General features: G+C 72.2%; 18 protein-coding genes. 6 read left to right on the top strand and 12 right to left on the bottom strand.

Going from position 1 to position 18,528, the window contains the following annotated elements:
• The first annotated feature begins 18 nt into the window (after positions 1 to 18).
• The 3 genes from EIY87_RS38920 (at position 19) to EIY87_RS38910 (ending at position 3,055) form a co-directional block, all read left to right on the top strand.
• Positions 19 to 468, top strand: coding sequence for an NUDIX domain-containing protein (locus EIY87_RS38920; RefSeq protein ID WP_125314911.1), 450 nt, complete (start codon positions 19 to 21; stop codon positions 466 to 468).
• 176 nt (positions 469 to 644) lie between these two features.
• Positions 645 to 1,865 (top strand): MalY/PatB family protein, encoded by a 1,221-nt coding sequence (locus EIY87_RS38915; RefSeq protein ID WP_125314910.1) that lies wholly within the window; start codon positions 645 to 647, stop codon positions 1,863 to 1,865.
• Positions 1,862 to 3,055 carry an amidohydrolase family protein gene (locus tag EIY87_RS38910; protein ID WP_125314909.1) on the top strand — a complete coding sequence of 398 codons (1,194 nt, stop codon included), beginning with the start codon at positions 1,862 to 1,864 and terminating at the stop codon, positions 3,053 to 3,055. The genes EIY87_RS38915 and EIY87_RS38910 overlap by 4 nt, the downstream gene beginning before the upstream one ends.
• 99 nt (positions 3,056 to 3,154) lie before the next feature.
• On the opposite strand, the gene EIY87_RS38905 is transcribed toward EIY87_RS38910, so the two are convergent.
• From EIY87_RS38905 to aroB, 9 genes are read right to left on the bottom strand one after another with little or no spacing between them, the layout of a single operon-like run.
• A complete protein-coding gene (locus EIY87_RS38905; RefSeq protein ID WP_125314908.1) occupies positions 3,155 to 3,775 on the bottom strand; it encodes a mycothiol-dependent nitroreductase Rv2466c family protein in 621 nt (206 codons plus the stop codon).
• A 2-nt stretch (positions 3,776 to 3,777) separates the two neighbouring features.
• The gene (mca, locus tag EIY87_RS38900) at positions 3,778 to 4,611 is read right to left on the bottom strand and encodes a mycothiol conjugate amidase Mca (RefSeq protein WP_225440317.1); all 834 of its coding nucleotides are present in this window, start codon (positions 4,609 to 4,611) and stop codon (positions 3,778 to 3,780) included.
• Complete coding sequence (locus EIY87_RS38895) at positions 4,608 to 5,333, bottom strand: SDR family NAD(P)-dependent oxidoreductase (protein ID WP_125314907.1); 726 nt, start codon at positions 5,331 to 5,333, stop codon at positions 4,608 to 4,610. The genes mca and EIY87_RS38895 overlap by 4 nt, the downstream gene beginning before the upstream one ends.
• Positions 5,330 to 6,601 (bottom strand): glycosyltransferase, encoded by a 1,272-nt coding sequence (locus tag EIY87_RS38890; RefSeq protein ID WP_148106222.1) that lies wholly within the window; start codon positions 6,599 to 6,601, stop codon positions 5,330 to 5,332. The genes EIY87_RS38895 and EIY87_RS38890 overlap by 4 nt, the downstream gene beginning before the upstream one ends.
• Positions 6,595 to 7,551, bottom strand: coding sequence for a sugar phosphate isomerase/epimerase family protein (locus tag EIY87_RS38885; protein WP_125314905.1), 957 nt, complete (start codon positions 7,549 to 7,551; stop codon positions 6,595 to 6,597). The genes EIY87_RS38890 and EIY87_RS38885 overlap by 7 nt, the downstream gene beginning before the upstream one ends.
• Positions 7,517 to 8,527 (bottom strand): BadF/BadG/BcrA/BcrD ATPase family protein, encoded by a 1,011-nt coding sequence (locus EIY87_RS38880; protein WP_125314904.1) that lies wholly within the window; start codon positions 8,525 to 8,527, stop codon positions 7,517 to 7,519. The genes EIY87_RS38885 and EIY87_RS38880 overlap by 35 nt, the downstream gene beginning before the upstream one ends.
• Positions 8,527 to 9,426, bottom strand: coding sequence for an SDR family oxidoreductase (locus EIY87_RS38875; RefSeq protein ID WP_125314903.1), 900 nt, complete (start codon positions 9,424 to 9,426; stop codon positions 8,527 to 8,529). The genes EIY87_RS38880 and EIY87_RS38875 overlap by 1 nt, the downstream gene beginning before the upstream one ends.
• The gene (locus EIY87_RS38870) at positions 9,419 to 10,090 is read right to left on the bottom strand and encodes an HAD-IA family hydrolase (protein ID WP_125314902.1); all 672 of its coding nucleotides are present in this window, start codon (positions 10,088 to 10,090) and stop codon (positions 9,419 to 9,421) included. The genes EIY87_RS38875 and EIY87_RS38870 overlap by 8 nt, the downstream gene beginning before the upstream one ends.
• Positions 10,087 to 11,277, bottom strand: a complete 1,191-nt coding sequence (gene aroB, locus EIY87_RS38865; RefSeq protein WP_125314901.1) for a 3-dehydroquinate synthase — start codon at positions 11,275 to 11,277, stop codon at positions 10,087 to 10,089. Before aroB ends, EIY87_RS38870 begins: the two co-directional genes overlap by 4 nt.
• Positions 11,278 to 11,515: 238 nt before the next feature.
• Here aroB and EIY87_RS38860 point away from each other — a divergent pair, with 238 nt between their 5' ends.
• Together EIY87_RS38860 and EIY87_RS38855 are read left to right on the top strand one after the other, a co-directional pair.
• The gene (locus tag EIY87_RS38860) at positions 11,516 to 12,448 is read left to right on the top strand and encodes an LLM class F420-dependent oxidoreductase (protein WP_125314900.1); all 933 of its coding nucleotides are present in this window, start codon (positions 11,516 to 11,518) and stop codon (positions 12,446 to 12,448) included.
• 266 nt (positions 12,449 to 12,714) lie between these two features.
• Positions 12,715 to 14,280, top strand: coding sequence for an FAD-binding oxidoreductase (locus EIY87_RS38855; protein ID WP_225440316.1), 1,566 nt, complete (start codon positions 12,715 to 12,717; stop codon positions 14,278 to 14,280).
• A gap of 60 nt (positions 14,281 to 14,340) precedes the next feature.
• Here EIY87_RS38855 and EIY87_RS38850 read toward each other — a convergent pair whose 3' ends face one another.
• Positions 14,341 to 14,943, bottom strand: a complete 603-nt coding sequence (locus EIY87_RS38850) for a sugar O-acetyltransferase (protein ID WP_125314898.1) — start codon at positions 14,941 to 14,943, stop codon at positions 14,341 to 14,343.
• Between the two features lie 177 nt (positions 14,944 to 15,120).
• On the opposite strand from EIY87_RS38850, the gene EIY87_RS38845 reads away from it, so the two are divergent.
• The gene (locus EIY87_RS38845; protein ID WP_125314897.1) at positions 15,121 to 16,074 is read left to right on the top strand and encodes an NAD-dependent epimerase/dehydratase family protein; all 954 of its coding nucleotides are present in this window, start codon (positions 15,121 to 15,123) and stop codon (positions 16,072 to 16,074) included.
• A 101-nt stretch (positions 16,075 to 16,175) separates the two neighbouring features.
• On the opposite strand, the gene EIY87_RS38840 is transcribed toward EIY87_RS38845, so the two are convergent.
• Together EIY87_RS38840 and EIY87_RS38835 are read right to left on the bottom strand one after the other, a co-directional pair.
• On the bottom strand, positions 16,176 to 17,705 hold the full coding sequence (locus EIY87_RS38840) for an alpha-amylase family glycosyl hydrolase (protein ID WP_125314896.1): 1,530 nt from the start codon (positions 17,703 to 17,705) through the stop codon (positions 16,176 to 16,178).
• Between the two features lie 142 nt (positions 17,706 to 17,847).
• A complete protein-coding gene (locus EIY87_RS38835; RefSeq protein WP_125314895.1) occupies positions 17,848 to 18,441 on the bottom strand; it encodes a dihydrofolate reductase family protein in 594 nt (197 codons plus the stop codon).
• Positions 18,442 to 18,528: the final 87 nt, after the last annotated feature.

Raw genomic sequence — 18,528 nt, 5'->3', positions numbered from 1 at the left:
CCAGGAAGGAGAGGATCCATGACCGAGGCCACGCCCGCCCCGCGGGTCTGCGCGGGGACGCTGTTCACCCGCGGCGACACCGTGCTGCTGCTGCACCGCTCGATCTACGAGAACGGCTGGGACATCCCGGGCGCGCTGGTCGGGCACGGCGAATCGCCGGCCGCGGCCGCGCGGCGCCAGCTGGGCGAGGACCTCGGTCTCGACCGGGAGCCGCGGGGCCTGGTCGTCGTCGACTGGGTGCCGGGCGACGACGGCGACGAGTTCCTCTACGTCTTCGACGGCGGCGAACTCGCCGACGACGACATCCGGCTCACCCTCGGCCGCAACGGCCTGGACCGCTCGGAGTGGGTCCCGGTGGACCGGCTCGCCGAGTACCTGCCGCCGGAGCTGGCGGCGCGGTTCACCGTCGCGCACGGCACGGACCGCACCCTCTCGCTGGAACGCGGGAAGCCCGCCGGCAACGGCTGAAAGTCCGCTCCCGAAAGGAAGAGCCCGGCGGAGCCCGGGCTCTTCCCGCGCCCTGACCAGGAAATTCGCGACGGTCAGGGGATTTTTCGCCCGGTACCGATGAGTTCTGCACGCCCGAGCCGTCATATGGGCAGGGGAACACACACACTGGGTGGAAACGAAAACGAGGTACGGCCATGACGATCGAGCAGGCGAGCGCGACGCTGTTGCCGGCGGCGCGATCGCGGCTGCATCAGCAGTTTTCGGCGCTCTCGGAACCGGAACTGCGGTCCCGGCCCGGGGCCAAGTGGCAGGTCGTCCGCCCGGACGTGGTGCCGGCCTGGGTGGCGGACATGGACTTCCCGGTCGCCGAGCCGATCCGGGAGTCGCTCCACGACCTGATCTCGAGCGGCGACTTCGGCTACCCGGACTGGCCGACCGGCGCGCGGACCGTGCGCGAGGCCTTCGTCGACCGGATGGCCGACCGCTACGGCTGGTTCGTGAACCCGGGTGACGTGCGCGAGTTCACGAACGTCGCGCAGGCCGTGCGCGTGGTGCTGGAGGCGTCGACGCGGCCGGGCGACGGGATCGCCATCCACACCCCGGCGTTCGGCCCGCTCACCAAGATGATCACCAGCATGGGCCGCCGGGTGGTGCCGATCCCGATGGAGGACACCGAAGCCGGCTGGCGGTTCGACGCCGGGCAGCTGGACGCCGTGCTGGCCGGCGCCAAGCTGCTCCTGCTGGTGAGCCCGCACAACCCGACCGGGCGCGTGTTCACCCGCGCGGAGCTGACCGCGCTCGCCACCGCCGTCGAGCGCAACGACATGCTGGTCGTGTCCGACGAGCTGCACGCCGACCTGACGTTCGCCCCGCACCGGCACATCCCGTTCGCTTCCCTGAGCACGGAAATGGGTGCCCGGACGGTGACCGTGTACGGCGCGAGCAAGGCGTTCAACCTGGCCGGCCTGCGCTGCGCGGTGGCGCACCTGGGCCCCAAGTGGATGCACGCGGTGATCGACGTCCAGGCGGGCCTGCTGGGTTCGGTCAACATCTTCGGCGCGGCCGCGACGGTGGCCGCGTGGACGCAGGGCGACGAGTGGCTGGACGCGACGGTCTCCTACCTCGACCGCAGCCGGTACATGGTCGCCGAGACGATGCGGACCGAGCTGCCGATGGTGCGCTACCACCTGCCGGAGGCGACTTACCTGGCGTGGCTGGACTTCCGGGCGTTCGGCTGGGCCGACCCGACGTCGGTGGTGCGCGAGAACGCCGGGATCGAGCTGAGCCCCGGCGAGTCGTTCGGGCGCGGCGGGCAGGGGTTCGCGCGGCTGAACTTCGCGACTTCTTGGCCGTTGCTCTGCGAGCTGAAAGGCCGGGTGGCGCGCAGCGTTCCGTTGCTATCGTCCGTGGCATGAGTGCTCCGGGGCCGCTGCTGATCGAGGTGGGCAGGCTCCTGCGCGGCCCGCTCGGCGAATGCGTCCCGGACGCCGCCGTCCTGGTGGTGGCCGGGAAGATCGCCGCGGCGGGCCCGCGCGAGTCGGTCGTGGCGCCGGAATCCGCGCGGCGCCTGGCTTTCCCGGGCGCGACGCTGGTGCCCGGCCTCATCGACGGGCACCTGCACCTGTCCATGGACGGCGGCAGCGACCCGGTGGGGGCGTTGCTCGCCGCGGATCCCGACGCGGTCGCCGCGGGCATGGCCGAGCGGGCCGCGCGGCTCGTGGCGTCCGGCGTGACGACGGTCCGCGACCTCGGCGACCGGCCCCCGCGCATCACCGGGCTGCGGCGGGAGATCGACGCGGGCACCCGGCCGGGCCCCCGCATCCTCGCGGCGCTGGCCCCGCTGACCCCACCGGGCGGCCACTGCTGGTTCTTCGGCGGCGAGGTCACCGGTGAAGCGGCGATGCGGGAACTGGTCCGCGCCAACGCGGAGGCCGGCGCGGACGTGATCAAGGTGATGGCCAGCGGCGGCAGCCTGACCCCGGGCGGCGCGGCGATGTGGGAGTCCCAGTTCACCCAGGCCGAGGTGAAGGCGGTCGTCGCGGAGGCGCACGCGCTCGGCCTCCCGGTCGCCGCGCACGCGCACGGCACGGAGTCGATCGAGTTCGCGGTCGACGCGGGCGTGGACACGATCGAGCACTGCTACTGGCTGGCCGGCGACGCGCAGTGGCACCGCCGCGCGGACATCGCCCGCCGGATGGCGGTGGCCGGGATCGCGGCGTGCTGCACGGCCGGGCCGCGGGATTGGCTGGTGCAGCGGGAAACGCTCGGCGAGGCGGCGGCGCGTCCGCTGTTCGACCGGATCGCGTGGCTGGACGAGCTGGGCGTCCCGATCCTGCCGGGCTCGGACGGCGGGGTGCGGAACGCGGTGTTCGGCGAGTACGCGGGGCTGCTGGGGATGTACGAATGGCTGGGGTTCAGCCCGGAGCGCGTCCTGGAGCTGGCGACGTCGAGCGCGGCGGACATCCTCGGGTTGTCTTCGGTGACGGGCCGGGTGCTGCCGGGGTTGGACGCGGACCTGCTCGTGGTGGACGGGGACCCGCGCACCTCGACGTCGGTGCTGGCCGACGTGCGGCTCGTGGTCGCCCGCGGCCGTGTAGTGGCCTGAGTTCCGGAGATGCCATGAAAGGGTCGTTCATGTCGTCTGACGACATGAACGACCCTTTCATGGCATTGCGGGCCCAGCACTGACGTGGCGGACCGGGGCTCAGGAGAAGTCGGGCTCCGAAATCCGCGCCCGCTTGATCTCCGAAACGTGCTCGAACCCCGCCAACGTCGCCAACGCGTCGAACAACCGCCCGGCGTCCTCACCCCGCGCGATCTTCGACACCACCGGCCCGAAGAACGCGGCGCCGTCGATCCGGATGATCGGGGTGCCGATCTCGATGCCCACCGCGTCCATCGCCTCGCGGGTACTGGCGCGGACCTGGTCGTCGGCCGCGTCCGTCGTGGCGACCTCGTTCAGCTCGGCGGGCAGGCCCAGCTCGTCCAGCGCCGCCGAGATCACGGCGGGGAAGTCCTTGTTGCCCTGTTCGTGGATGCGCGTGCCCAGCGCGGTGTACAGGTCGCGCAGCACCTTCGGGCCGAGCTGCTCGGCGGCCGCCGTCGCCACGCGGACCGGGCCCCAGGCCGCCTGCATCCGCTTCAGGTAGGCCTCCGGGTCGTCGAGGTACTGCTCGGGGATCTCGCGGTCGGCGTTGACCACCGAAACGCTCATCACCCGGAACCGCAGGTCGATCTCCCGGACCTGCTCGACCTCCAGCAGCCACCGCGACACGACCCAGGACCACGGGTCCATCGGGTCGAACCACTGTTCCACGGTCTTCATCCTTACCCCTTCCGCACTTCGATGCCGGCGAACAGGTCGTCCTCCGGCCCAGAGCCGCCCACCCGGGAACGGGCGAGCTCGAAATCTTCGGTCGGCCACAGCTCGCGCTGGAGCTCCAGCGGGACGGCGAACCAGTGGCTGTCCGGGTCGATCTGGGTGGCGTGGGCCAGCAGCGCCGCGTCGCGCCGCGGGAAGTGGTCCGCGCACGGCACCCGCGTGGTGATCCGCGCGTAGATGTCCGGCTTCGTGTCCCACTCCTTCAGCCACTCGTGGTACGGCGAATCCAGCCCCGCCGCCAGCAGCGCTTCGTGGAAGATCGCCATCTTCTTGCCGCACCACTCGTGGACGTAGTACAGCTTCAGCGGCTGCCAGTCCGGGTCGGCGCCGGCCGCCTCGAACGCCGCGACCGCGACCTCGTGCGCCCGGATGTGGTCCGGGTGCGGGTAGCCGCCGTTCTCGTCGTAGGTGATCACCACGTGCGGCCGGAACTCGCGCATCTCCACGAGCAGCCGCTCGGTGCACGTCGAGAGCGGCAGGCTCGCGAACCGGCCCGGGGGCACCGGGGTGCCGTCCGGCCAGCCGGAGTCGGCGAACCCGAGCCACCGCTGCTCGACGCCCAGCACCTCGATCGCGCGCGCGATCTCGCCCCGGCGGACCGCGGTGAGGTCGGCGCGCACCTCCGGCGTGTCCATGGCCGGGTTGAGGATGCTGCCCTCCTCGCCGCCCGTGCAGGTGACGACCAGGACTTCGTGGCCCTCGTCCACGTACCGCGCGAGCGTCGCCGCGGCCTTGCTCGATTCGTCGTCCGGGTGCGCGTGCACCGCCATCAGCCTCATCGTGCCCTCCGCACCAGGGTCGCGCCGCCGTCCACGTCCAGGCCCTGCCCGGTGATGTGCTTCGCCGCGGGGGAGCAGAGGAACGCGACGACGTCGGCGACGTCGTCGGCGGTCTGCTCCCGGCCGAGCGGGACGCGGTCGGCGACGACCTCGTCGAACTCGGCGCGGCTGACGTCCTGCCACTGCTTGCTCCAGACGAACCCGGGCCGGACGGTGTTCACCCGCACCCCGGCCGGCGCCAGCGCGACGGCGAGCGAGGTGCTCCAGTGTTCGAGCGCGGCCTTCGCGGCGCCGTACGCGGGGGAGACCACCCACGGCATGTTCGCCGCGATCGAGCTGACGTTGCAGATCGCCGAGCCGCGGCCGAAGCGTTCGCGCAGGGCCTTCGTCACGCGGTAGGCCGTGGTGACGTTGAGCGCGAAGATGTCGTCCCACACCGCTTCCGGCGGCCAGGTCGCGTCCTCGACGGGTTCGAGGTGCGGGCGCCGTTCGCCGCCCAGCACGTTGACGAGCACCGAAAGCTCGCCCGGCAGCGCGGCCGCCAGCTTGTCCACTTCGGACGCTTCGCGCAGGTCGCAGACCAAACCCTTGGCACCGGCGGGAACCGTCGGCTCGACGACGTCGACCGCCACGACCTCGTCGACGACGCCGGCCGCGAGCAGCCGCCCGGCCACTGCCGACCCGATCCGCCCGCCCGCCGCGGTGACCACTCCGGTCCTCATCGTGCCGCCCCTTCCGGAAGCCGGGCCGCCACCGCGCGGTAGTCCGCGACCAGGCGGTCCATCAGGTACGTGGTGGTGGCCGCGGCCGCTGCGGCCGCGCCCATGCGCTCGCGGTCCCGCAGGCACGAAAGCAGCTGGTTCACGGCGGCCACGACGGCTGCCGTGTCCGACGGGTCGACCAGCAGCCCGGTCCGGCCGTGCTCGATCTGCGCGCACAGCCCGCCGACGCGCCCGGCGACCACCGGCCGCCCCTTCGCCATCGCCTCGGTGACGGTGAGCCCGAACCCTTCGGCGAGGCTCTTCTGCACGACGACGTCCGCCCGCCGCTGCAGGGCGTTGATCAGCAGCGCGGCGCGTTCGGGGTCCCGCTGCGACGTGCGCAGCAGGTGCACCCGGCGCCGCACCGGCGCGGGCAGCCCGGCCCGCAGCCGCCGCACTTCGGCGAGCACGGCGAGGCCTTCGGGGTCGTCCGGGATCTCTTCGGGATCGTTGCCCGCCAGCACGAGGTGGACGTCGCCGGGCAGGTCGGGCAGCAGCCGCAGCACGCCGGGCATGTCCTTGAGCGGGTCCCACCGCGAGACCTGCAGCACCAGCCGCGCCCCGGCCGGCATCGGCGCGTCCTGCTCGACGGTGGCGAGTTCGCACGTCGTTTCCGCGGTCAGCCCGGCTTCGGCCAGCAGCTCGTTCGCCTCCACCGCGTCCATCGGCCGGTTCTTCGCCGCCTTCGGGTCGAACGCCGGCGCGCACACCGCGACCGGCCGCCCCGGTGGCGCGTACGCCGCCAGCGCCGTCACCACGACGTCCACTGTGGACAGTTCGGCGGCGAACGCGCGCCAGACCGCCGCCGGGCCCGGGCCCGGGGTGTCGGTGCCGATGTGGCAGTGCCAGACCACCCGGGCACCGGCCGCCGCCAGCGCCGGGGCCAGGCCGAGCACCTGCGGGTCGTGCAGCACCACGGTGTCGCCCGGACCCACCCGCGCGGCCAGCCACTCGGCCTGCGGCGCCAGCACCGCCCGGTAGTGCTCCAGGTCGGCGGGGGCGATCCGCGGCGCGCCCCGGTCGTGCAGCAGGTGGTGCAGGGACTTGGTGAACGCGAAGAACCCGTCGTCCCCGGCGATCACCGCCCAGCCGGCGTCGAGCCCGTCGGCCAGCTGCGCCGGCACCAGCCCGTGCAGCAGCTCGGCGACGCCGCCGCCGGTCGCGGTCGCGTTGACGTGCACCAGCCGCGGGCCCGGCCCCGGCTCGCGCACCCACACCGGGGTCACCACGTCCGCCCTTCGGCCACCGCGTCCGGCACCATCGACCGCAGCACCCCGAGCCCGCGCTCGATGCTGCGCTCGCGGGGGAGCAGCGTGTCCTCGTGCTCGAGGTAGAGCACGCCGTCGAAGCCTTCGTCCTGCAGCGTCGCCACGATCTCCGCCCACGGCAGCTCGCCGAGGCCGAGCGCGCGGAAGCGGATCGGCGGCTGCGGGCCGTAGCGGCCCCAGCCGGCGCCGGACGGCAGGCCGCGCCCGCTCCAGCGCTGCAGGTCCTTCGCGTGCACCGCGCCCATGCGGGTTTCCCAGCCGCGCACGGCGTCGACCGGGTCGTGCCCGGTCGCGGCGAGGTTCGCCGGGTCGACGCACAGCCCGAGCACGTCCGCCCAGTCCTCGGTCGCGGCGAACAGCAGGTCCGCGCTCGCCCGGTCGTAGACGACCTGCTTCGGGTGCGGCTCCACCAGCAGCCGGACGCCCGCCTCGCGCGCGGCCCGGACCAGCGGCTCTGCCACGGCGCGGAACTCCGCGATGTTGTCGGCCCAGCTCACGTCGCTGTGCCACCAGGAGAGCCAGCGCCCGAAGTCGGGGCAGCCGGGCAGCAGCCGGACGTCCGGCGCGCCGAGCCGCTCGGCCAGCCGGATCGCGCCGAGGGCGCAGGTGAGCGCGTGGGCGCGCTTGGCGGCCGGGCCGCCCTGGTGCACCGGGTCGGTGTGCCGGTCGTGCGGGCCGAGCAGCAGCTGCGCGTCGCGGCTGTTGCTGACGCACCCGACCTGCTGGCCGCGCAGCACCGCCGCCACCTCGTCGCGGTAGGCCGCGTCGTCGGCGCACCGCCCGGCGTCGATCAGCCCGAACGTCGTGTCGGTCGGCACGTCCAGCCACAGCGGGCCGAACTTCTCCGCGTGCCGCAGCGCGGTGGCCAGGTCGAGGTCACCGAACGCCGCCAAGCACAGTCCCAGCTTCATGTCGCCTCCTCGGGGGCAGCGCCGCGGCGTAGGCGTCGAGCCCGCCGGGCAGCACGGGTTCGCCGTCGACGGCGAACCGGTCGAGCGCGGTCAGCACGACCGAGGCCGTGTCGGTCACGAGGTCGGCGCTGCCGGCGCCGACCGGCCCGGTCAGGTGGTGGGCGAACTGCTCGTACAGCTCGGGGCAGCCGGTGAACACGCCACCCGCCGCGGCGACGGCGAACCCGTCCGGCAGGCCGAGCGCGTCGCGGACCGCGTACACGCCTTCCGCCAGATCGCCGACCGCCTGGTCGACCACGCCGAGCGCGACCTCGTCGCCGGCCAGCCAGGTCGCGCAGACCACCGGCGCGAGCGCGGCCAGGCCCTGCTTGGGGAACGGCTGCGCGGCCAGCCGGCGCGCGAGGCCGGCGACGGTCGTGCCGGCGTACTCGCCCAGCGCGTCGACGAGCGCGGTCTCGGGGCCGCGGCCGTCGGTGGCCCGCACGGCCGCCCGCAGCCCGCGCAGGCCGATGTCGACGGCCCCGCCCTCGTCGCTGCCGAGGTACTCGCAGCCGCCCGCGTTGGCCACGCGCTTCCCGTCGGTCCCGAAGAACCCGGAGCCGGTGCCGCACACGGCGACCACGCCGACGCCGGAGAGCGCCGGCACGCCCCACAGCAGCGGCAGCACGTCGTTGGAGACGACCAGCCCGGCGGTGTCCAGGCCGGCGGCGTCGGCGGCGGCCCCGGCCCGCTCGAGCTCCGGGCCGATCCCGCCGGGCCCGGCCGCCGCGCTGGCCAGCCAGCCGACCGAGGGCCCGGCCCCGAGCGCGGCGCCGATCTCGGCGAACGCCGCCCGCAGGGTGCGGCCGGCCTCGTCGCCGGTCGCGTGCGGGTTGATCGACGGGAATTCGAACGTCCGCCGCGCGCGGCCGTCCCCGGGCACCACCAGAACCCGGGTGCGGCTGCCGCCGGCGTCGATCGCGAACCGGCCGACCATCAGACCGCGACCACGGGGCCGGTCCGCAGCATCCGCCGCAGCCCGTCCGCCGGCGTCATCGGCGTCCAGCCGGCCAGCCCGGGCAGGTGCCCGAAGTCGTCGCAGGCCAGCGAGGAGTGCCGCGGGCGCGAGGCCCAGAGGGTGTCGCGGCGCAGGACCGGCCGCACCAGCGCGGGGTCGGTGCCGGTGAGCCGGTAGGCCACCGTCGCGAAGTCGAACCGGCTCAGTTCCTCCGGCCCGGCCAGGTGGGCGATGCCGGTCGGGAGCTCGGGCACGCGGCACAGCGCGGCCAGCACCTCCGAGACGTCGTCGATGTGCACCGGCGTGAACGACTGGTCGGTCGGCGCTTCCAGCTCTTCGGCGGCGGCGGCCGCCTGCAGGCAGCGCTGGCCGTAGGTGGCGCGGTGCGCCGGGCCGGTCCAGCCGTAGACGAGGCTGACGCGCAGCGCGAGGTTCGGCCCCGTCAGCAGCTCCTGCTCCGCCAGCGCCTTGACCCGCCCGTAGACGTTGTGCGGGCTGATCGGGTCCGCGGGGCGGTGGCCGCCGCGCGAGCCGTCGAAGACGTTGTCGGTGGAGACCAGCACGGTCGGCACCCCGGACCCGGCGAGCAGCTTGGCCACGCCGTGGTGGACGGCCTCCGCCCGCTGCTCGTTCGCCTCGATCCACGTGACGTCGCTGGGCCCGTGCGTCAGGATGACCCGCGCCGGGCGCAGCTCGTCCACGTGGGACCGCAGGCGTTCGCGGCCCGCCGGGTCGTCGAGGTCGACCGACAGGTGCCCGGCGTGGGGCAGTGGCGTGGTCGACACGGTCGCCACGTCGTGGCCGCCGTCCCGCAGCCGGTCGGCCACCGAAGCGCCGATCAGCCCGCGGCCGACGACCAGAACCGTGTTGTCAGACATGGGTTTCGCTCCTCCTCGTCAGCGCGATCGAGCCGGCGCCCACCGTGGCCGCGACCGCGGCGAGGTCCGGCACCAGGATGTCCACATCGGACGGATCGCCGAGCGCGGGCCCGTCGATGCCGATGACGCGGCAGCCGGCGGCCCGCGCGGCGAGCACGCCGGGCCGCGCGTCCTCGACGACGACGCACGTCTGCGGCGCGAAGCCGAGCCGGGCGGCCGCGGTGAGGTAGCCGTCGGGCGCCGGCTTGCCGCGCGGGACCTCGCCCGCGGCGATCAGCACGGCCGGGACCGGCAGCCCGACGCTGGTCAGCCGCGCGGTCGCGAGCGGCCGGGTCCCCGACGTCACCACCGCGTGCCGCGTCCCCGGCAGCGCGGCGAGGATTTCCGCCGCGCCGGGGCACGCCACGAGCTCGCTGGTGTCCGCCGCCTGCAGGAGTTCCAGCGCGGCGGCTTCACCGGCGGCGTCGAGGTGCGGCGCGACGGCCGCGATCGTCTCGGCCGACGGGCGTCCGTGGCAGGCGGCGACCACGGCGTCCGCGTCGAGCCCGTGGTCCACCGCCCAGGCGCGCCACGACCGCTCCACGGTGCTGCCGGATTCCACCAGCACGCCGTCGAGGTCGAACAGCACCGCCGCGCACGACAGCGCATCGGCCGGGGTGCTCATGCCGCCCTCGCCCCCTCGCGGGATTCGGCCAGCGCGGCGGCGCGGGTCGCGGCCATCGCCATGGCGACCTCGTCGTCGGTGACGTCGTCGGCGATGACCGTGCAGCCGTACTCGACGGGCAGCACGAACCGGATCTTCGAGTCGCGGATCTTCCGGATCTGGCCCAGCGCCGCGGTGACGGCACCCGGCTGCACCGAGCCCGGGAGGTCCAAAGTGGACGTCGGCAGCCCGCAGCGGTTCAGCAGGCCGACCAGCCGCGAGCGGTCGTCCTCGGCGAGCATCCCGCGCCGCACCGCGATTTCGGCGGCGATCGTCATGCCGTAGGCGACGGCCTCGCCGTGCAGCACCGGGCCGTAGCCGGTCACCGTCTCCACCGCGTGGCCGACGGTGTGCCCGAAGTTGAGCGGGCGCCGCAGGTCCACTTCGTACGGGTCCAGCTGGATCAGCTCGGACTTCACGACGCTCGCCGCGCGCACGATCTGCTCCAGCGCGGGCAGGTCGCGGTTCAGCGCCAGGTCGGCGTTCTCCTCGATGAGGTCGAACAGCGGCGGCGAGCCGATCACGCCCTTCTTGATGGCCTCCGCCAGCCCGGCCGCGATCTGCCTGCGGTCCAGAGTGGACAGGTAGGCCACGTTCGAGACGACCGCCTTCGGCTGGTAGAACGCGCCGATGAGGTTCTTCGCGCTCGGGTGGTCGACGGCGACCTTGCCGCCGAGCGCCGCGTCGACCTGGCCGAGCAGCGTGGTCGGGACGTTGATGTAGGGGACGCCGCGCATGTAGGCGCTGGCGACCCAGCCGATGGTGTCGATGACCACGCCGCCGCCGACCGACAGGATGATGTCGCGGCGGGCGATGGACGTGCCGGCCAGCCAGTCGAGCATGCGGACCGCGGTGTCGATCGACTTGTTGGCTTCACCGGGCGGGAAGGACGTCATGGCGACGTCGATTCCCTGTGCCCGCAACGAGTTCGCGAGGCGCTCGGCGTGCAGCGCGGCGACCGTGTCGTCGGTGACGAGGGCGACCCGCCGTCCGTCGATCTGCTTGAGGAGGAACTTTTCCGCGCAGGGCTCGGCCTTGCAGACGAAGACCGAGTAGACGTCGTCGCGGCTGGCGGAGGCGGTGAACGGCTCGGTATCGTCCGCGGCGGGAATCGGTACCAGATGCGGACAACGCACGTGCTCGAGCATGTTTTGACTCCCCTTGAAGTCCTTGTTCGCGCAACCGCACCTTGCGGACCCGCGCGGTGTCCAAATCGTGGAACACCGTGCTCCGGCTGGTACTTTGTAGTCACCGGGATCGGCCGGGTCACGGGCACCGCGGGCTGCGCCGTCGCACATCGAACTCTCGCACCGGTCCTTGTCGTGCTCATCTCCGAGCGTGCCGCCTCGCTTAGCGTGCCCTCTTCGCCGGGATAGGCTTTTTCCCATGGAGCTGAGGATCTTCACCGAACCGCAGGAAGGGGCCGGCCACGGCGATTTGCTGCGCGTGGCCCGGCACGCCGAAGCGACCGGGTTCCCCGCGTTCTTCCGGTCCGACCACTACATGCGCACCGGAACCGCGGCGGCGCACCCCGGTCCGTCGGACGCGTGGGTCACGCTGGGCGCGCTGGCACGGGAAACCAGCCGCATCCGGCTCGGTGTGCTGCTGAGCCCGGTGACGTTCCGGTACCCCGGCGCGCTGGCCGTCACCATCGCGCAGGTGGACGAAATGTCCGGTGGCCGCGTGGAATTCGGCATCGGCTCGGGCTGGTTCGAGGGCGAGCACCACGCCATCGGCGCGCCGTTCCCGACCAAGGGCGAGCGCGTGGACCGGCTGGGGGAGCAGCTGGAGATCCTCACCGGGCTGTGGGGAACCCCGGTCGGCGACACGTATTCGTTCGAGGGCAAGCACTACCGGATCGTCGACTCGCCGGCGCTGCCGAAGCCGGTGCAGGGTCCGCACCCGCCGATCATCATGGGCGGCAAGGGCCCGAAGCGCCTGCCCCGCCTGGTTGCCCGCTACGCCAACGAATTCAACAACTCGCTGTGGGACGAGGAGAACACGGCGGCGCAGTTCGACCGCGTCCGCGCGGCCTGCGCCGAGATCGGCCGCGACCCCGCGGAGATCACGTTCTCGGTGGCCCAGACCATCTGCGTCGGCGCCGACGAGGCCACCGTGGCCGCACGCGCGGAGAAGATCGGCCGCACGGTCGAAGACCTGCGCGAGAAGACGCTGACCGGTTCGCCGGCCGAAGTCGTCGACAAGATCGGCCGGTGGCGCGAGCGCACCGGGATCTCCCGGGTGTACCTCCAGGTCCTCGACCTGGCCGACCTGGACCACCTGGACCTGATCGCCGCGGAGGTCGTGCCGCAGGTCTAGCCGGTTCGTCGAAAGGGGGCTTTCCTCAGCCGAGGGAAGTCCCCTTCTTTCGTGTGGTCACCCTGGGTGTCGAAGCGAATCTTTTTCGCTAAAGGCACGACGCAAGATGCTCGTCAATCACCTGATCGGTTAATTTTCTGCTTTCAATTCTTGACTCGGCACTCAGTCGCGATCGCAGAGGAACGGCAGAAATGCTCAATGAGCGGCAGGTCACTGGTCGGAGAAAATTCCTCACTGGCGCAGTTCTCGGAGTCGGCGGGACGGCGTTGCTCGACACCGGGCTCCTCACCGGGGTGGCGGGAGCCGCCGAAGCCACCGCGGCGGGCGCCGACTGCCCCGCCTCGATCGTCAACCCGGCGGACCAGCAGTACCCGGACCTGGTGCGCGCGCTCAACGCCCGGTTCGTGGCGCACCCGGAGCGCGTCGCCGTCATCGACTCGCCGTCGCAGGTCGCGCCTCTGGTGACCGCGGCCGTCAGCGCGGGCAAGCGGATCAGCGTCCGCGGCGGCGGCCACTGCTACGAAGACTTCGTCTACAGCGACGAAACCCAGGTCATCCTCGACCTGAGCCACATGAACCGCGTCTACTACGACCAGCAGCGCAACGCGATCGCGATCGAGTCCGGGGCGACCCTGCTGGACGTCTACGAGAAGCTGTACAAGACCTGGGGCGTCGTCATCCCCGGCGGCGTCTGCTACTCCGTCGGCGTCGGCGGGCACGTCGCCGGCGGCGGCTGGGGCTGGCTGGTCCGCCGCAACGGCCTGGTCGTGGACCACCTGTACGCCGTCGAGGTCGTCACCGTGAACGCCGCGGGCCGGGCCCAGACGGTCGTGGCCACCCGCGAGCCCGGCGACCCGAACCGCGAGCTCTGGTGGGCGCACACCGGGGGCGGCGGCGGCAACTTCGGCGTCGTGACGCGGTACTTCTTCCGCTCGCCGGGCGCGACCGGCACCGACCCGCGCAATCTGCTGCCCAAGCCGCCCGCGCGGACGAACTTCACCGTGGCCGGCTGGAACCTGAACAACCTGTCGGAGGCGCAGTTCTCGCGCCTGGTGCGGAACTACGCGCAGTGGCACATCGACCACCGGTCGGCGAACGACCCGGCCCGTGACCTGACCGGCGCCCTGTCGGTGAACCACAAGTCGAGCGGCTCGGTCACCGCGCTGACGCAGCTGGACCCGTCGGTGCCGAACGCGCAGGCCATCATGGACGGTTACATCGCCTACCTCGCCGACGGCGTGGCGGCGCCGGACTTCGTCGCGCCGCAGACGTTGCCCTGGCTGCAGTTCGTCGAGCTGACCGGCACCGGCAACTCGGTGGCCAACGACCCGACGGCGCGGGCCAAGTACAAGGCCGCCTTCATGAAGGGCCTGTTCACCCCGGCCCAGACCGCGGCGATGTACAAGCACCTGACCCGCTCCGACATCAGCAACCCGAACATCAACATCATCTTCCAGCCCTACGGCGGCCAGGTTTCCGCGGTGCCCCAGGCGAACTCGGCCATCCAGCACCGCGACGCGGCCTACCAGGTCCAGTGGTCCTCGGTGTGGAACGGCGCCGCCGGCGACGCCGCCAACATCGCGTGGGCGCGCGAGGTCTACGCCGAGGTCTACGCGGCCACCGGCGGCGTCCCGGTGCCCAACGACGTCTCGGACGGCTCGTACGTCAACCACTGCGACGCCGACCTGAGCGACCCGGCGTTCAACAAGTCGGCCTCGCCGTGGCACGAGCTGTACTACAAGGGCGCGTACCCGCGCCTGCAGGCCGTGAAGAAGAAGTACGACCCCCGCAACGTGTTCCGGCACCGCCAGTCGGTCGAGCTTCCGTCCTGACGCTCCCCACGGGAAAGGCCCCGGACCGGGCGGTCCGGGGCCTTTCCCGTGGGGCGGGGTTCAGCTCGCGATGTCGAAGGGGCGGTCTTCGCCCGGCTCGATGGTCCGGATGACCCGGGCCGGCGCGCCCACGGCGACGACGTTCGCCGGGATGTCCTTCATCACCACGGAGTTCGCGCCGATGACGGCGTTCTCGCCGATGGTGACGCCCGGGCCGACGATGCTGCCCGCCCCGAGCCAGACGTTGTCCCCGATGGTGATGGGCTTGCCGTAGCCCCACTTCGCGCGGCGCGACTCGGGCTCGATCGTGTGCCCGGCGGCCAGGAGCTGCGAGTACGACCCGAGCAGGACGTCCTCGCCGATGGTGATCTGGCCGACGTCGAGGAAGATGACACCGAAGTTGGCGAAGCTGCGGGCCCCGATCTTGGTCTGGTACCCGTAGTTGCAGTAGAACGGCGGGCGCAGGTAGGCGCCTTCGCCGAACTCGCCGAAGAGCTCTTCGCAGATCTGGCGGCGCCGTTCGCCTTCCAGCACGGAGCTGCGGTTGTACTCCTCCAGCAGCACCTGGGCGCGCCGGACCTCCTCGCTCAGGAGTTCCCCGTTGGCGAGGTGGTACTCGCCGGCCAGCATCAATTCCTTCATCGCGTGGTCATCAAGCTGCATGGCGACGCTCCTCGGAGTTCCGGTTCACCGTTCCACGGTGCCCGTGGGGCGGTGATCACGACATCTCCCAGCGTGCCGATTCCCTTTCGTTCCGGCCGGAAATGCGGTGAGGTAGGGCAGGATGACTGTCGGCAAAGACGAGCGCGATCATCGTCGGAAAAGCGCGAAAGGATGACAATGATACTCGTTACCGGCGGCCTGGGTTCCATCGGGTCGCACACCGCACGGGCGCTGCTCGACCTGGGCGAATCCGTCGTGCTCACGTCGCACCGGTCCACCGAGCTGCCGGAGTACCTGGCGAACGAGGCCGAGGGCCGGGTCGTGGTCGAGCCGCTGGACACCACGGACGAAGAGGCGTTCCTCGACATCGGCAAGCGCCACGAGATCACCGGCATCGTGCACCTCGCGGCGAGCTACTTCGCCACCCCCGACCCGGTCGAGTACCTCCGCGTCGAGAGCCTCGGCCTGCTGAACGCCCTCAAGGCGGCGTCGGTCTGGGGCGTGCGCCGGTTCTCGGTCGCCAGCTCGATCGGCGTGTACGTCGGCGTGGACGACTCGGCCCCGTGGCGCGAGGACGCGGCCCTCCCGGTGCTGCCGCTGCCCCAGATCCTCCAGTTCAAGAAGACGGCGGAGCTGTTCTCGATCGCGGCCGCGGCCGCCGGCGGCTTCGAGCTCGTCAACCTGCGCATCGGCACGATCTGGGGGCCGCTGAGCCTGCCGGACTCGCCGTTCTTCGCGCTGCCCCGCCTGCTCAGCTCGGCGGTACTGGGCGAGGACGCGGACCTGACCCCGCCGCGCCCGGACGCCTACGCCGAGGACGCCACGGACCTCTGCTACGTCAAGGACTGCGGCCGCGCGATCGCCCTGCTCATGACGGCGAAGCACCTGAACCACAACACCTACAACGTCTCGAGCGGCCGCCTGGTGCCCTACGCCGAGGTCGTCGACGAGATCAACAAGGCCGTCCCGGGCGCGAACATCACGCTGCCGCCGGGCCGCAGCCCGGAGCGCCCCTCGCCGAACTACCTCGACATCACCCGCCTGCGCGAGGACACCGGCTTCGAGCCGGAGTACGACTCCGCGCGCACGGTCCAGGACTACGTCGCCTGGCTGAAGACGCACGAGCGCTGAGCCAGTTTCGGAGGAGCCCCGGGCCGCCTTGGCCCGGGGCTTTTTCCGTGCCCACGCACGAAAAATCCCGGCCGGGCTCCGGCCGGGATTCATCGGTTCCGTCAGGCCCGGTAGATCCCGTAGCCGTAGCCCGAGACGTGCAGCCCGGCGGCGTCGTAGCCGGTGCCCTCGCCGAGAACCAGCTCGCCGGGCGCCGTGACGTTCACGGTCTCCGATCGCAGCGCGGGGTTGACCACCACGGTGAACTCACCGCGGCGGTAGACGAACGGGTACCCGGCCCGGACGATCGAGACGCCCCCGCGGGTGCCCAGCGCGGGATTCGCCTTGCGCAGGGCGATGAGTTCGCGGACGAGGTTCAGGTTCGACCCGGGGTCCTCGCGCTGCGAGGCCACGTCCGGCCGCGTCGGCGACGGGTTCGCGGGCAGGTAGGTGACCTCCGGATCGGCCGCGTCCCACTGCATCGGCGTGCGCGAGCCCGCGCGGTTGAAGCCGTCCTCGAAGACCTGCAGCAGGCTGCCCTCGTGGTCGGGCAGGCCGGGCTGGTACTGCGTGCCGATCTCGTCGCCGTAGTAGATCGCCGGCAGCGTCGGCCAGGTCAGCAGGAACACCAGCGCGCTGCGCGCGTGCCGCGCCGTGCGCGAACCCGCGACGAGCCGCGGCCAGTCGTGGTTCGCGGTCGGCAGGATGATGTGCCCGCGGTCGCCGATCGACGCCGCGGTCGTCGCCCATTCGGCGAGGAACACGTCGATCGAGCCCTGGCCCGCCGCGTCGAAGTAGGCCGGCCGCGGGTCTTCCCAGGTCATGTCGTAGACCGCGCGGTTGTGGAACAGTGACCGGAACGCGCGGCTTTCCCCGTAGTGCATGAAGAAGTCGGCGTCGAACCCGGCCGGGACGGCCAGCTTCGGGTCGTTCCACTCCGACAGCAGCACGGTCCCGGGGTGCGCGCGGTCGATCCACGCGCGCAGGTCACGCCACAGCTTCGACGTCTCCACCAGGCCGGGGTCGTCCTTGATCAGGAACGGCGCCATGTCGACCCGGAACCCGGCGATGCCGTAACCCATCCAGAAGTCCATGATGTCCCGGAGGGCCTGGCGGTTCGCCCGCGGCCCCTCGGCGTCCACCGGCTGGCGCCACGGCTCGGCCTCGTTCGGCCGCCCGTACCCGAAGTTCAGCGCGGGCTGCACGGGGAAGTAGTTCGGCAGGTAGAAACCCTCCCGGCTGCCCGGCGACGGCTGGAAGTTCGGCCCCTGCTCGGCGGCCCAGATGTAGCGGTGGTCGTCCGGGTCGTTCGCCGAGGCGACGAACCACGGGTGCTCGTTGGAGGTGTGCCCGGGAACGAAGTCCAGCAGCACCCGGATCCCGTGCCTGCCCGCCGAGTCGACCAGCTTGAGCAGGTCGTCGTTGCTCCCGTACCGCGGGTCGACGCGGAAGTAGTCCGCGATGTCGTACCCCGCGTCGAACATGGGGGAGGCGAAGCACGGGTTCAGCCAGACCGTGTTGACACCCAGCCACGCCAGGTAGTCCAATTTGGACTCGACGCCCCCGAGGTCGCCGATCCCGTCCCCGTTCGAGTCCGCGAAGCTCTGCGGATAGATCTGGTATAGGACCGCATCCGCCAACCAGTCAGCCATGCTTGCCAAGCTACAAGAACCGCCGGTGGAGACGCGTATCCGAACGTGCGGGAAGGCACGCGCGCGCCGGGTGCCGAGGCACGCAGATCGCCGAGAGCGGCCGTGCTCCCGGCGACCTGGTAAACGTTTTCCGCGGCGCGGGTCAGCGCTTGACGTTGTAGTGCAGGTGCAGCACGCGGTCGCCCTGGATGACGACGTCCGGGTCCTCGAGCAGGACGGTCCCGGAGTGGCTGCCGAAGTACCGCTTGCCCTCGCCGAAGACGACCGGCGCGACGTCCAGCGCGACCTCGTCCACGAGCCCGGCCGAGAACGCCTGCCCGGCCACGTCCCCCGCGGCCACGCAGACCAGCCCGTCGCCGGCCAGCTTCTTGGCCAGGTTGATGCCGTTCTCGATCGAGTCGGCCGTGTGGAACGGCGCGTCGGGGAACCGGGCCAGCCACTCCTCCGGCAGCGGCCGGTGGGTGATGACGACGAGCTCGTCCGCCGAGGCCGGCTTGCCCGCCCAGCCGTCGAAGGTGTCGAAGAGGTGCCGTCCGATCACCGTGACCTTGATGGCGTCCCAGAAGGGCTGCACGTAGTCCGCGGACGCCTGGCTGACGTTGAACGACCACTCGTCGTTGGCGCGGATCGTGGTGTCGCCGTTCCCGTACCAGTCGAACAGCGGCCCGACGGTGTCATCGGGATAGGCGATGTAGCCGTCCAGCGAAACCACTGCGTGTACGACAACTCGGGCCATTGCATCCGCTCCTTGATCCCATCGGCGGCGCAGGACATTCCTGCGCCCGTTGGCGATGCTATCGACGCGGCCCCGTCCCGCATCTCC

The sequence above is a fragment of the Amycolatopsis eburnea genome (assembly GCF_003937945.1).
Classification (GTDB): Bacteria; Actinomycetota; Actinomycetes; order Mycobacteriales; family Pseudonocardiaceae; genus Amycolatopsis; species Amycolatopsis eburnea.
This window is presented reverse-complemented; position numbering and strand designations above follow the sequence as displayed.

Excerpts from the sequence above, each read along its gene's own strand:
- EIY87_RS38905 (WP_125314908.1), bottom strand. The coding sequence starts at position 3,775 with ATGAAGACCGTGGAACAGTGGTTCGACCCGATGGACCCGTGGTCCTGG.
- EIY87_RS38845 (WP_125314897.1), top strand. The coding sequence starts at position 15,121 with ATGATACTCGTTACCGGCGGCCTGGGTTCCATCGGGTCGCACACCGCA.
- EIY87_RS38895 (WP_125314907.1), bottom strand. The coding sequence starts at position 5,333 with ATGAGGACCGGAGTGGTCACCGCGGCGGGCGGGCGGATCGGGTCGGCA.
- EIY87_RS38860 (WP_125314900.1), top strand. The coding sequence starts at position 11,516 with ATGGAGCTGAGGATCTTCACCGAACCGCAGGAAGGGGCCGGCCACGGC.
- EIY87_RS38910 (WP_125314909.1), top strand. The coding sequence starts at position 1,862 with ATGAGTGCTCCGGGGCCGCTGCTGATCGAGGTGGGCAGGCTCCTGCGC.
- EIY87_RS38850 (WP_125314898.1), bottom strand. The coding sequence starts at position 14,943 with ATGCAGCTTGATGACCACGCGATGAAGGAATTGATGCTGGCCGGCGAG.
- mca (WP_225440317.1), bottom strand. The coding sequence starts at position 4,611 with ATGAGGCTGATGGCGGTGCACGCGCACCCGGACGACGAATCGAGCAAG.
- EIY87_RS38920 (WP_125314911.1), top strand. The coding sequence starts at position 19 with ATGACCGAGGCCACGCCCGCCCCGCGGGTCTGCGCGGGGACGCTGTTC.
- EIY87_RS38880 (WP_125314904.1), bottom strand. The coding sequence starts at position 8,527 with ATGGTCGGCCGGTTCGCGATCGACGCCGGCGGCAGCCGCACCCGGGTT.
- EIY87_RS38835 (WP_125314895.1), bottom strand. The coding sequence starts at position 18,441 with ATGGCCCGAGTTGTCGTACACGCAGTGGTTTCGCTGGACGGCTACATC.
- EIY87_RS38875 (WP_125314903.1), bottom strand. The coding sequence starts at position 9,426 with ATGTCTGACAACACGGTTCTGGTCGTCGGCCGCGGGCTGATCGGCGCT.
- EIY87_RS38870 (WP_125314902.1), bottom strand. The coding sequence starts at position 10,090 with ATGAGCACCCCGGCCGATGCGCTGTCGTGCGCGGCGGTGCTGTTCGAC.
- EIY87_RS38885 (WP_125314905.1), bottom strand. The coding sequence starts at position 7,551 with ATGAAGCTGGGACTGTGCTTGGCGGCGTTCGGTGACCTCGACCTGGCC.
- EIY87_RS38840 (WP_125314896.1), bottom strand. The coding sequence starts at position 17,705 with ATGGCTGACTGGTTGGCGGATGCGGTCCTATACCAGATCTATCCGCAG.
- aroB (WP_125314901.1), bottom strand. The coding sequence starts at position 11,277 with ATGCTCGAGCACGTGCGTTGTCCGCATCTGGTACCGATTCCCGCCGCG.
- EIY87_RS38915 (WP_125314910.1), top strand. The coding sequence starts at position 645 with ATGACGATCGAGCAGGCGAGCGCGACGCTGTTGCCGGCGGCGCGATCG.